Origin of the sequence: Pseudomonas silensiensis (assembly GCF_050434865.1) — a bacterium.
Taxonomy (GTDB): Bacteria; Pseudomonadota; Gammaproteobacteria; order Pseudomonadales; family Pseudomonadaceae; genus Aquipseudomonas; species Aquipseudomonas fluorescens_W.
In genome coordinates, this window is record NZ_JBNDJH010000003.1 from 242,335 (window position 1) to 256,093 (window position 13,759).

7 protein-coding genes are annotated in these 13,759 nt (G+C 53.6%); 3 read left to right on the forward strand and 4 right to left on the reverse strand.

What is annotated here, in order from left to right; all coding sequences use genetic code 11:
* Positions 1–40 precede the first annotated feature (40 nt).
* The 4 genes from QF010_RS05735 to QF010_RS05750 all read right to left on the reverse strand — a co-directional run bounded on the left by QF010_RS05735 (position 41) and on the right by QF010_RS05750 (position 9,595).
* Positions 41–3,559: a dermonecrotic toxin domain-containing protein gene (locus tag QF010_RS05735; RefSeq protein ID WP_429532578.1), complete on the reverse strand. Its 3,519-nt coding sequence runs from the start codon at positions 3,557–3,559 to the stop codon at positions 41–43.
* Positions 3,560–3,714: 155 nt separating this feature from the next.
* On the reverse strand, positions 3,715–6,270 hold the full coding sequence (locus tag QF010_RS05740) for a LuxR C-terminal-related transcriptional regulator (RefSeq protein ID WP_429532579.1): 2,556 nt from the start codon (positions 6,268–6,270) through the stop codon (positions 3,715–3,717).
* A 140-nt stretch (positions 6,271–6,410) separates the two neighbouring features.
* Positions 6,411–7,778: a DUF1329 domain-containing protein gene (locus tag QF010_RS05745; protein WP_033057869.1), complete on the reverse strand. Its 1,368-nt coding sequence runs from the start codon at positions 7,776–7,778 to the stop codon at positions 6,411–6,413.
* 23 nt (positions 7,779–7,801) lie between these two features.
* The gene (locus QF010_RS05750; protein ID WP_429532580.1) at positions 7,802–9,595 is read right to left on the reverse strand and encodes a DUF1302 domain-containing protein; all 1,794 of its coding nucleotides are present in this window, start codon (positions 9,593–9,595) and stop codon (positions 7,802–7,804) included.
* A 682-nt stretch (positions 9,596–10,277) separates the two neighbouring features.
* Between QF010_RS05750 and QF010_RS05755 the strand changes: the two genes are divergently transcribed.
* From QF010_RS05755 to QF010_RS05765, 3 genes are all read left to right on the forward strand, one after another.
* A complete protein-coding gene (locus tag QF010_RS05755; protein WP_429532581.1) occupies positions 10,278–12,329 on the forward strand; it encodes an S-type pyocin domain-containing protein in 2,052 nt (683 codons plus the stop codon).
* A gap of 1 nt (position 12,330) precedes the next feature.
* Positions 12,331–12,582 carry a bacteriocin immunity protein gene (locus tag QF010_RS05760; RefSeq protein WP_429532582.1) on the forward strand — a complete coding sequence of 84 codons (252 nt, stop codon included), beginning with the start codon at positions 12,331–12,333 and terminating at the stop codon, positions 12,580–12,582.
* 387 nt (positions 12,583–12,969) lie between these two features.
* Positions 12,970–13,737, forward strand: coding sequence for an N-acetylmuramoyl-L-alanine amidase (locus tag QF010_RS05765; protein ID WP_429532583.1), 768 nt, complete (start codon positions 12,970–12,972; stop codon positions 13,735–13,737).
* Positions 13,738–13,759: the final 22 nt, after the last annotated feature.

Here is a 13,759-nt window from a genome sequence, read left to right on the forward strand (position 1 = left end):
GTTCGACGCCTGGGCTTTGCCAAGCCTATTGATCACTGCATTAACCTATCAATCGAGTCGTGCTCTGCACGTCGTGTTGTGGAACGGCGACTGCCGTTATATAGCTGATGCCTACCGGGACCCCGGTTACAGTCGAGACGAGGTCGGCAATATCCTTGATGCTGGACAGTAGGCCAACAGCATTAACAGGAGCTCCTACCGAAGCGACTTTACCGATGTACAGAATAATAGCCGCTCTCCAGGCAGAGGCAAAATAGGCGTTGGCTGCCTTGTCATCCCCCTCGCTGGAAGCAATTATTCCCAAGACGACTGAGTGAGTGATTCGCAGCACGCTCACCACAACGCCAACTGGCGGGATTAACATCGACACCACATCGAGCGCCAAATCAATCAGGATTTTTGCTTCCTGCCATATCGCTTCAGCCGGGCTTGTTGTTTGATAGTCCACATCGGCAATAAAACGGTTGATCATGGATTGGTACTCGCCCTTAAAACTCTTTACCTGATAGCTATTCTTTAGCACAGGCGCAGACAATAAGGGCGGAGACTTCCAAGAACTGTAACTGTCTATTTTGTTTTGAATGACACCTTGATCTTTCAGACGCGCTAATTTCAAAATACTCTTGTAATTATAGGCACCGTTCAATCGAGCGACTAACTCTTCGACAGGAAAGAAGTCTCCGCCATAGGACATACCAGGCACATAGATAATAAATTCTTCGCGACCGTTAACCCTACGACCGAAGACATAGGCGCCCTCCAGTTTGCGACCTTCAAGCGTAAATTCGTAAACCCCAATGCCCGGGTTACCACCTGCGGTATTGTAACCCCCATGAGGTATGTCTCGATCAAAACCGTCAATCAAACCCTTCAACCAGTTAAACTGTTCCTGCGACATCTGACCTTTCATTTTCTGCGTGAGTGCCGACCTGAACATTTCATTTTGTTTGAGCTTGCGATAAAGGCTCACCTTCAAATCAACATCCGGAGCACGCAGAAATTTGTCCCTAAGATACTCAATGTATTTCTCACCTGGCATCAGATCAATGACGGCATTAATTACTTTTGCATTCAGCGCCGCAATGGGTTGATTGGAAAAAGTCCAGAACGATGCTTTTCTGAGGTGTTCCTTGAGGTCGAGAATTCTTTCGCCAAAAGGATAGCTATTGAAGAAAATCTTTTCAAAGATCGAGATATCACTGCGCCACAACTGCCACTGGATGAACAAGTTGGTCAAACTGATTTTCGAATCTGCGTGAAACTTCACCCACACCTCATCAGGATCAATGTCCGGATGAGACCCGGAGCGACTCAGGTACTCATTCAGAGTCTTCATCACCAGGTTTCGAGCGAATTTATGGAATGGCTCAATATCAAGATTGTCTTTGGAAATCTGATAAATCGCCTTGAAGTCTGTATTTAAGCGATTCAACAGAAGCTGATCTGCCACATTCGAGTCCCTGTACCAACGCGGCGTAGCGACTTCCACCTCGCCAGCCTCCCAGCTGATTATATTCTGAACACTCCCTTTTAATGGACTATCTTCGATCCACTGTGTCAGTTGGATCGAGGACCACCACCACTCTTGCAACATCAAGCTCGGCTCTTCTACGTGATAAATTTTTTCCAACTCTTCTCTTTCACTTGAATACCCCTTCTCCCTCAAATAGGTCTGCCCTTCTTTGTCAAAAGCCCAACGACCCATTTGATGTTGTAAGCTTTTCAAATCAGGAAACTGAAACCACTCCTGCCCCGTCGGAAAACCCGGTGCATAAAGTACATGAGTGCTTTTATTGACATCGGCACTTTTTCTCCGATACACCATCAAATCTTTCATCGGTTTGGTTCTAGCCCGCAGCGCAATCCCGGTTGTCTCTACGGACGGGTCGCCGAAGTTGTAACGCTGCACTATGTCCTGAGCGACCGAGGTAACGTGTTTTTGCAAGATGGCGCCGAACATTGTCAGGGCGGTCTTTCGCCCCAAGCGCTCCCGCATCGATTCGACGACGTGATCCTGGGAATAAACCCGTTGTCTCGCCATGTTATACGCCACACGAAGATTTAACGACTGAATCGCTCGCACAATATTAGAAGGACTTAACCTTGGGTTGTTATAGAACTCCTCTACAACCACCACATACTGTCCCTCTTGATCATGAGTACCGTACATGAAAGCCTGAGTCAGCGTTTTTCGCTCACTGTGCTCTACTTTTTTTCCGTCCGCTAATTTAACAGTATGCCGAACGCTCACAAAGATGGTGTCTGGATCAATACGTTCATCTGTACCTGACGAAATGAAATCTTCTACAATTCCGTGAACATAGTTTTTAAACGTTGAAGCAACTTTAGTCGCTTCATGAAGCTTCACCTCGCTTTCAAGCAATACCTGTTCAAGGGACGCATAAATTTCTTGATTAGTTTCATAACTCTCCTTCAACCATTCTGGCCGGGCATTTCTCGACATCAACTTAATGAAAACGGCGGCACGACCTTTGGCATCCTTGGTCATCTCTTCCAGGTGCAGCATTGAGCCAATTGCCTGCACCGTTTTTTCGTTATCCGAACGCGAGCCGTTCATTTCCCGTAGCTGACCAACGATATTGGCGCGTTGCTTCTTCAGCGCGGCATTGATGCAAGCCGAAAATACATCTTCATCAATTCTCGAATAACGAATATCAGGACTATTGCTGACCTGATCTACGTCATCGGACGAAAGGCCTTTCAGGAGCTCTGCCCGATGGTCCGGCTCACTCAGACGCTTCTTGAGTGCCTCATGCAGAGCCCGCGAAGTAGCGAACTTCTCCACACCTCGACTCGGTGTATAAAGAATCACTGCACTGTCAGTCCCCGGGATAATCGCCCCCAACGACTGGCCATCCAGGCGCATGACGAAGGTCGAAGCCAATGCCGCGAAGCCTCCTTTGTGTAACTGAACAGAGACACCATAAAACGCGCTGGGAAGCAGAGGGCTGGACAACTCATTGACTTGCTTTTCGTCGTCCGGTGTCAAACCACCCTCCGCTGCCATGACGGCCAACTCACGCCAGAAAAGCCTGACATAGAGGGTTCGCAATATGCTTTTACGCGTAGACAATGGTCGCCCTGTGGCGTCGGCCCCCTGAGAGGCAGCCCAATACCGGTCAATAACTGCAGCGTACTTTTCCGGCAGATTCAGGAGTAGTTCTGTGATCAGTTTGCCAACCGCTACGATATCCAGAACAGGGTGGCGGTCCTCTTCAGCCGTCGAGTCACGCCAGTCGTATACACCATACTCAGCGGCGTTATAAACAGGTGCATGCCCACGTAACAGACACTCCATAACTACGTCATTCAGCACGCCTGTTGGCTCTTTGGCAGACACAGAAGCACTGTCGCGCCGATTGATAAAGACCCTACTGGCATACACTTCCGGATCCAGTCGCTGAAGTTCCTTCAACACACAGTCCTGAAGAAATCCTTTGAACGAAGGAGCATTCGCCAACTGACTAGACAACTGCTTAATAGCCTCATTCACTTCGGCCAATTTAAACTGCGAATTTAAAATCTTCTGATCATCCATAACCAATACTCTCTGAATTATTTAATTGCAGGAGTGAAGCTTTTAACCTCACCCACTTGCCATCAAGCTAAATCAGACACCACCCACAAATAAAGCCAAACTTCCTTTCAACTCATGTAGTACGTTTAAGTTACAGTATCCCCCCCCTCAGCACTCTACTGCCACAAACCCAACAATCGGGCTTTGGCAACAGCATGAGTTCTGCGTTCCACACCTAATTTTCCGTGAATTCGCCGCACGTGAGTTTTTACCGTATGCAATGAAATAAAAAGTTGTTCTGCAATCTGCTGATTCGAATGACCAGACGCAATTAATGTCAACACCTGTGTCTCTCGCAGACTAAGCGGGTTATCGTCACTTATTGCATCAGTTTGTTCTGCCAAGCAGTCGATCATCCCCAGTTCCACTAACAGATTCGGCTGCCGCAAACGAAGCTGGCTCAATAAAAGCGGCAAGTTGCAACGACGAACGAGTTCCAGACCTTGCTCAAGAACCTCTCTGGCCAAAGCAAAGTTGCCCTGAACAAAAGCGACTTCCGCGATCGCCAGGTGCAACTCGGCTTCGAGCCCCTGCGCGCCGCCGGCTTCTGCACGATCTGCAAACTGCTTGAGCAGGGTCAGCGGCTCGAGCGCTCGTTGCAGATGAACCTCCGCCAAAACCAGCAGGTACTCGATACGCGGTATCAGCTCCATCGTCGCTGGTGGCGCTTGACGTGCGTGCGGTCCGCGAAAGTGACGCAATACACGAGTCAACGCTTCATGAGCCAGTTCCGGCCGCCCTTGCTGCAACCAGAAATGACTGCTGACTTGCAACAGGACGCTCCTGTAAACGGTGTCCGGAATCTGTCGCTGTTGCATCAATCGCTCGGCATCGCGCAGCCGCACAAAGGCTTGCCCATAGTCACCGTGATTGGCTGCCAGTTGCGCCTGACCGAGAAAGCCGTACAGCACGCGCTTGTCGTGGTTGCGCAAACAAATATCCAACCCTGCCTGAAAGAATTCCGCTGCGCGCTCGTCTTGCCCCTGGCACAAAGCCAAACGCCCGCGACGCAGGGCGATTCGGCCGAGCAAGGGTGTGGAACGGGTTGATTGTTCACGGAGCAGATCAGCAATGTTGGCAAGTAGTGTTTCTGCACGACCGAGCGCCCCGCGTTGCTCCAGTAGTTGCGCGTGATCGAGTTCCAGTAGCCCTTCGAACACCAGCGAGCCTTGTGCTCGCGCCAGGCACAACGCATCGCGGTTTATCGCCTGCGCCACATCGAGTTCACCCCGCAGCAAGGCCTGTTGCGTCAAACCCGACAGGCACATCAAGCGTACGGGCCAGAGGTCAGGACCGAGCACGGTCAGCGCGTCGAGAAAATGCGCGCGCGCCCCCTCCATGCGCCCCTGCAAATGCAGTAGCCAACCTTGCTGGGCCTGCCAGCGCGCAATCAATTGCCGCTGAAAGAACGCCGACGGCTGAGGGGTGAATCGGGACAGATGCTCGATGCAATCAGCCGCTTGCTCGAATCGACCGGCGAACAGCAAGGCTGCAGTGATCAACCCCACCAGTTGCGACGACCCGAACATCAGCTCCTCGCCCTGTTGCTCATGCAAACGCAACAACAGCACAACCGTCTGTTCCTCGAACAGGTGCTCGAAACTGAAATGCTGCAACAGGCTGACGGCGACCTCGAACTCTTCAGCCAGCAGTGCTTGTTCGAAGGCGGCTTTCCAATCGAGTTCGGCCGCAAACCACTGGCAGGCACGACGATGCCAGGAACGTCCCGCCGGCCATTGCTCATCGCGCATCAACTGGGTGAGTGGTGGGAAAATCTGCAGCCAGTCTGCCGAGTCCTGCCAAGGCTCGATAAAACAACCCAGTTCTTGCAACGTCCTCAAACATTGCGCACCTTCACCCGCGCCAAACAGGTGATCGCACAGCCTTGCATTGAATCGCGGTAAATGGGCGAGTACCCGCCAGGCTTCGGTCAGCTCCGGCGTCAACGTGGTAAACAACTCGTGCTCCAAGTAATCGAGCAAGGTGTTCATTCGGCCAACGGGTGTGTTGTTGTGTGACCAGTCGCATTTTTGCAACAGCGCAATCCGCACACCGGCGCACCAACCACCACTGCGCTGGATGATCTTGCCGGCGACAGTATTGGCCTCGGCCGGTGCCAAATGCCGCAACAGCTTGGCGATCTCACTTTGATTAAACGCCAGCGTGGAGTGCTCGCACTCATACAACTCATCATCAAGCAGCAACCTTGGCCAGTTGCATTGCGGCCGGCGGCGAGCACCCAGCCACCAGGTCAACATCGGGCTGCTGACCGCCAGCATGCGATCCAGCAGAAGGTCCAGCTCCGGGTTTGGCAGGCGGCAATAGTCATCGAGAAACAGCCAGGTGGGCGTCTGCAATCGTGACAGATACCCCAGCAACTCGGATTCGCCCGACGAAGCCAACCCCAGCGTTTCTGTCAGACGATGACGAAAATCCGCCGCGCTCAACACCGAGCCAGACAATGGCAACCAGAACACGCGGCACTGCGGCGGTGCCTGCAACAGGCATTCGGCGAGCAGCGCTGTCTTGCCACTGCCGGCCGGTGCGCACAGTAATTTCACCCGGGCCATAGAGGCCAGTAACGGCTCGGTCAAGCGAGCCCGTGACTGGTGATGAGTGGACAGACGGGGCAGGAATCCAGAACGGTCCAGACACGGGATCATGGCGGTCATTGCGGCGTGCCTTTTTATAATTGTCCGGCAACCCTAGCCCTCTCTGACTCGCTTGTTGAGAAGTATTCAGCACGCTGATTGGCAGCCATAAAAAAGGCGACCACCCGGTCGCCTTTTGTACTGCCAATGTATCAAAACCCTTACCGAACGCCCTCGGCGCGCAAGGCCGATGGCGTGTAGTCGGCAGCCTTGGCTTCGAAGCCGAATTCGAAACTGTGCTTCTCTTCGTTCTTCATGCCCAGGGCAATGTATCGACCGGCAATGATGTCGTAGAGCGCTTCGAGGGTGTAGGCCGGGGTCTGGTGATCGTAGTAGTACTGAGCGTGACCCTCGGCCACCCGCCACAGCTGACCGCGACCGTCGTAGTGGTCAGCCAGCGCCACTTGCCAGCTGTCTTCGTCGAGGTACATGTGGCGTTTGGCGTAGATGTGCCGTTCGCTCGGCTTGACCGTACCGATCACTTCCCAGACCCGGTGCAACTCATAACGGGTCAGGTCCTGATTGATGTGCCCGGCTTTCACAATGTCATCGTACTTGAGGCTCGGCGAGTCGAGTTTGTAGCTGTTGTAAGGGATGTACATTTCCTTCTTGCCGACCAGTTTCCAGTCGTAGCGATCCGGTGCACCGGAGAACATGTCGAAGTTGTCGGACGTGCGCAGGCCGTCAGCCGCAGTACCCGGCCCGTCATAAGCCACTTGCGGTGCGCGACGCACACGACGCTGGCCGGCGTTGTAGATCCACGCCAGACGCGGCTCTTTCACCTGATCGAGGGTTTCGTGCACCAGCAGCACGTTACCCGCCAGACGCGCAGGTGCCGTCACCGATTGCTTGAAGAAGGTCAGCACGTTGGCGGCTTTTTCCGGGTCCAGTTCCTTCATCAACTGCGGCACGGCGATCTCTTCCTCGAAGCGGATCGGCGTGTAGCTGCCGTTCGTTTGCGGGGTCACCTGAGTGATGATGCGTCGCAGGTTGCCGCCGTGATAGCGGGTGATGTGGTTCCACAGCACCTCGACGCCGGTCTTCGGAATCGGGAAGGCGTAGTAGCGGTTGCCGGTGAAGTTGGCCAGGCCGTTACCGTCGTTGATGCTGTTCACGTTCAGTGCGCTGCGCTTGGCCGACTCGTAAATCTCCGGGGGCAAGGCCACGGTGCGGTGGGTCGGATAGACCGGAATCTTGTAGGTTTCCGGGTAGCGCTTGAACATCGCCACCTGGCCTTCCGACAACTTGTCTTTGTACTTGTCGACCGTCGCGGCGGTGATGGTAAACAGTGGTTTTTCGCTGGCGAACGGGTCAGCCAGGAAACCCTTGCTGTCCACCGCGCCGGCGTTTTTCGGGATGCCGCCGGTCCAGGCCGGGATCGAGCCATCAGCGTTGCCGGCCTTCTCGGCGCCCAGCGGCGTGAGGCTGGTGCCAAGCTTGTTGGCTTCTTCTGGCGAAACCGTCGCCATCACGTTGGCAGCCAACAGACTCAAGGCCAGGGCGCCGCATTGCAGAATCATCTTGCGCATTACAATCATCCTTCTCAGCCAGATCAGAAGTTCACGCCGAAGCTCAGCGCCAGGAAGTCACGGTCTTCCAGGGTGTTGAAGTCACCGCCGAAGAAATCGGTGTAACTGAGGCTCGCGGTATAGGTGTTGCGGTAGTCGGCATCGACGCCGACGCTGACCGCCTTGGCGCCTTCGTTGAACAGACCGTTGGGGCCGTAGCCGGCGACGTCATGGGACCAGGACAGGTTGGGCTTGAGGTTGATCCCGCCTATCACGTTGGCGTAATCAAGGATCGCCCGGGCGCGGTAGCCCCAGGAGGTCGAGGTGACGAAACCGTCGGTATCACCACCAAAACCGTACTGGCCATAGACCGAGTCACGGCCGTAACGCAGCTTGGTGCGCGACTCCAGACCACCGACGTGCACCACCGCCGCCTCGCCGACCAGGGTCAGCCGCTGGGCACCCAACACTTGGTCAAAGAAGTGCGTCAGAGTGCTCTGGACCTGCGTTACTTCCTTGCGGCGGTAGCCTTTGTTGTCGGTACCTGGCGTGGTCGCGATAGGCGATGCCGCACCGCCTGCGATCGGGTTGAGCAAGGCCAGGGTCAGGTCGTTGGTGTTGACTTGCACCGGAGCGTTGGGGCGATAGCTGATCTCGCCGGTCCACGCCGTGCCGGTAGGCAAGGTGGTGGAAAAGCTCGCGCCGTAGAGACGAATGTCTTCCGGGTATTCAAGGTAGTACTGACCGCGTCCGAGCATCACGCTTTGCGCCAGCCCCGCACCGCTGCCCGGCGCCAGACGGTTGGCCGCACGCACCATGCCCGGCAGGCTGGCCAGCGTCGACAAGCCCGCGGTGGTGGTGCCGACGGTCGGCGTACGGCTGTGGTAATTCATGAAATACAGGCCGTACTCGGTATCGTCACCGAGCCAGCGCAACGCCGTGCCCCACTGCCCCGAGTCCCGCGCATCACGGTCGCCGCCACGGGGCACGACCACGCCCTCGCGGGTCACCTGGATCGGTTGACCGAAGGCTGCCGCCACCGGCGCCAACGGTGCAATCGCCGGGCTGCCGACTGTGTAGTTGTTGTTGCAACCATCCGCCACCACGTCGTTGCCGAAGAAGGTGCCGCAGTTGTCGACAACGGTCTGATCCCACTCCAGTTGATAGAAACCTTCCACGGTCAGTTGATCGGTCAGGCCCTGGGAGGCGAACAGCATGTTCACCGGAATCAGGCCTTCCTTGATCTCAGCGCCGGGACGACGGAACGCAGAAACGTCGACCGGGTTGATGCTGTTGATCGAGTTGCCGATGAAGGTACTTTCACCCCAACTCACCACCTGCTTGCCAGCGCGAACAGTGCCCGGCAGATCGGCGATGGAGTAGTTGTGATAGACGAAGGCGTCGAGCAACTGCGCCCCGGAGGACTTGGCGCCTTCCTTGCGATTACTGTCACTGATCTGCTTGAACTCGCGGTCTTCGTCCTTCAGCTCGAAGTCGTACCAGTACTTGCCGCGGACGAACACACCGGTATCGCCGTATTTCAGTTCGAGGTCGTGAATGCCCTTGAAGATCTTGGAGAAGGTTTCACCCTTCTTGAAGTTCAGCCGGCCGTCGTCACCAGTCGAAGACTGACCGGTCCCGCCGTTGACGATACCCACCAACGACTTATCGGCATCGCGCATGCCCCAACTCGCGCCGACGGACAACGAGGAGTCAAACGACCCCTCGATTTCGCCAATGTTGAATGAAACAGCCTGCGCCTGGGCACAGCAACCCAAGGCAACCGCAGCGGCGAGCGCTTGCGGCGTGAAGATGGCGCGCATTGTTGTTTTTGTCATGCGTCTTCCCCGGTGAGTGACAGAAGGCCCCACCCTACTGCCGCACGTGGGGAGCGATAAGCGCACCAAGGAGGTATTCACGATGTACCTCCAAAGGATGAATGCCCGCATGGGACGGGGATTTGCGCGGGTTATGGATGGGCTGGATGGAGGGTTATCAACGCAGCGCATGGCGTGTGGGCGAGGCTTGTTGCCACTGTTGCTCATGCTGCAACAGTTCATGTCATGAATCGCTATTTTTCCTTTTGACTCAAGGCCTTATTCTTGCCGGGCTTTCACGGCAATAGGCCGGGAAGCACGAAGCGATGGCGGTGGCCAATCCACGCCATTAGCGACAGATTTCAGATGAATTGAAGCTATTTGACTCATCGCCCTGTGTTCACTGACGTTGATTTATTGCTCCTTGATCAATCGTCTTACTTTGGCCGCTGCGTTTGCAGCGGCCTTTTTTATGGGCGCGTTTTGTCCCATTGCTGAATTCCCCTTGTTAGAGCAAGTGCTGCTCGACAACTAGAGAATATTCTTACATAAAATAAAGACCAATCTCCCCACACACAAAACAGTAAACAACTGCGCACAGTCCAAATAGAAACCACCTACAACTTTCTCGGACCCAGCCTCACCCTCCCTGACGTAAGCTTGTTCAGCACCACCGATTAATTACGTTCATGGAAGATCCAAAATGTCAGGAAAACACGGCCCCCCGCACGAATTACCGGCAACTAGTATTGTTGGACAAAGCACTACCATTGAATTGCCAACAACTTATATTGGAAAACAACCAAAACCTGGAAAGCACCCAAATGGCGGTGGGTTCAGCGTTCCACCGACACGACCAGGAGGAATAGGCCCTGGAATTACATATAAGGAACATTTAAGAAGTCAAACTCTGAGGAACGTATTTGCTACGGAGAAGTCAGCACAAAACGATTACGCGGCGAAATCCCAGGACTTGCCAAGAGCAACGGATGTCGAATTCGAAAATTTTAAAACCCAATACCCCGCTGCAACAGCTACACAGACACAGGTACACCAACACGAACTGAACATCAGTAATATTTTAATTCAGCAGAAAACAGCTGAACTGCATGTACAAACAGGGCTCGCCAACGCGTTCTACGGGCACAGCCCTCTCAATGCAACAGCAAAAGACTATATCGCCAAGGTAGAAAGTCTGGAGAAAACTGTACAGCCTTATGGAACAGCTTATACAACATGGGCTAACTCCTACAAAGCTGCTTACTCTGCAAAACTACTGACAGAGCAAATTCAGCTTTTAAATAACAAACAAGTCCATGTGCAGAACCTTCTTGCCGCTGCGCATGCGCAAGAACAAAGGCAGCAAGCAGCGGAACATGAAGCCCAACGGGTTGCCGCCGAACGGGCTCGATTGGTGGCAGAACAAGAAGCGCAACGCGTTGCCGCCGAACGGGCTCGATTGGTGGCAGAACAAGAAGCGCAACGCGTTGCCGCCGAACGGGCTCGATTGGCGGCAGAACAAGAAGCGCAACGTGTTGCCGCTGAAGAGGCCCGCAAAGATCAAAAGAAGAGATCAGCAGAGGAAGCTGCTGCCAAAAGCCGTGCAGAACAGGATGTACGATTGAAATATCTTGGTTCTTGGTCGGAGTCGTTAGATACCGACCAAGCCCATCGCCTGTTCCCCGTATCGGGTTCAGCTGCTTCGGTAGTTCCGGTATTTACCGTAGCAACAGGAAGCATCTTTACAACTGCGAATAACGCTTTGGCAATCAAGGATGCACTGCGATTGGCAGTAGCAGCAGTTATTGCAGCATTAACCACGTCTACCGGTGTGGTAATTGGCGGATTTGCGGCGCTCCTGTTCCCCTCGCCACTTAGTAACAGCGAGCTCTACGCTTTGAGCGTCCCGCTCTCGGATCTCACTCCCGACGATCTCGATGACTTACACGCCATCGCCGAGGCCAGTGGGGAAATCGAATTGCCGGTATCCATCGGCTCGAGAACGGTGGATGACACTATAGAGTTCGTTGTCGCCGCCACAAACGGAACGACGGTACCTTCCAAGGTATTGGTGCGGCTTGCAACTCTCGATCCAGGCCTGAATATTTACAGGTCCTACAGCCCAGATGCCCCTTCTATCGGCATGACCTGGACGCCGATTGTTGAGCAAAAAAACGCATCAACAACGTCTCCAGCTCGCGAGTCGAGGATTTTCATTTACAACGGCACTACTCCGGCCCCTTTGGAAGGAAGACTTGATGAATATCCGGAACTGGATCTCTACAGCTTTGGTGGTTTCATCAATGTCTTTCCGGCTGAATCTGGTATTCCTCCGATCTACACGATGTTCCGGGATCGGCGGGATGATCCCGGAGTGGCCAGTGGGTATGGAGAGCCAGTATTGGGTATTTGGCTGGGATCAGCCTCGCAAGATAATGGAGCGGTGATTCCCAATCAGATTGCGGATAAACTTCGAGGACAGAATTTTTCGAGTTTCAGGGCTTTTAGAGAAGCTCTCTGGAAAGCTGCAATTGCCGATTCTGAGTTATCCAAACAGTTTACTGCCAACAATATTCAAGAAATGAAAAACGGAAGAGCCCCTTTTTCGAGAAAAGACGACAGGTCAGGTGGCAAAGTAAAATTTGAGTTACACCATTTGAACCGTGTTTCTAGAGGTGGCGAGATCTACGATATCGAAAACATCCGAATTGTCACTCCCAAACGACACTCAGAACTACACAAAGGAGGAAACTGACATGAGCAACATTTCCGATTACACCGAAGAAGAATTTCTTGAATTTTTAACTGAGATCTGCAGATCGGAATACCCGACTGAAAAAGAACAAATAGCTGCAGTACTTTTGTTTGAGGAGCTGACGGAGCATCCAGACGGTTCTGACTTAATTTACTACGCAGACTCAGACGAAGACTCCACCCCCGAAGCCATCATTAAAAAAGTAAAAGCCTGGCGAGCTAAAAACGGAAAGCCGGGGTTCAAAACCGAATAACAAAGAAACGCGATGACTATTAAAACCAAGTGCAAACCCGACTTCAGCCGCTGCATTTTCAGCGGCTATTTTTATAGGCGACTATCCGACTGAGTTCGTCACAGACAAAACGCATGCCTGAAACCCCACTGGTCCCAAGCCGCGTCCCCGCGACTCACGGCACAAGGCCGGCACCCAGGCTTCGCTCCCAACTGACATGGCCCATTCGCAGCCAGTATTCATGCGAACCAGTGAGAGACTATCTACCACCTACACACTTCTAGGAAAGCGACTACACAGTTTTGTAATCACGCGAATCGCCCCAACGATTAAGGTTAAAAACAAGGCAGCCATTCTTTTGTAATTGCGCGCTGACTCCAACCTAATTCAATTGCGAGCATTCTTTTCATGAAATCCATCGACCACAACAAATACCGCGCCACCAAAAGCTCCAACTCCCGAATACGCTTTCTGATTTTTCACTACACAGCCGGTAACTTCTCCAGCTCAGTCAATGCACTCACCGGCCCGAATGTCAGCACCCACTATCTGGTTCCCGACATCACCGACCCGAGCTACTTGAAAGCAGGTTATACCGGGCAGGAAGTGTTCAGTCTCGTCGACGAAACCAAGCGTGCGTGGCATGCGGGCGTCAGTACCTGGGGCAATCGACGCAATCTGAACGACACGTCTATCGGCGTAGAAATCGTGAACCTTGCAACGTTTAGCCAAGGGGTTTTCAACTTTCCGCCGTATCAGCCAGAACAAATTGCCGCCATTGAAGAGCTGGCGTTGAACATCCTTGAACGCTATCCGGATATCAGCCCGCCCCTTGTTCTGGGACACTCGGATATTGCGGTCGGCCGCAAGAGTGACCCAGGGCCGAAATTCCCTTGGCATGCCCTTTACTTGAAAGGCGTCGGTGCCTGGTTCGACGATGCCACCCGAGACGCTTATCTGCAGCAATACAACGAGACCGGCATTCCAGCCCGAAGCGACTTGCTCAAACTGTTCAAGACTTACGGGTATGACGTTTCCCGTGCGTCAACCGAACAAGGCTTCTCACAACTGGTCAGGGCCTTTCAGCTGCACTTTCGCCCGCAAACGTACGACGGGATCATGGATGCGCAAACGGCCGCGAATCTGGCGGCATTGGTTCACAAGTATTTTCCTTGATCGCCGCTGCAAACCAGATGTC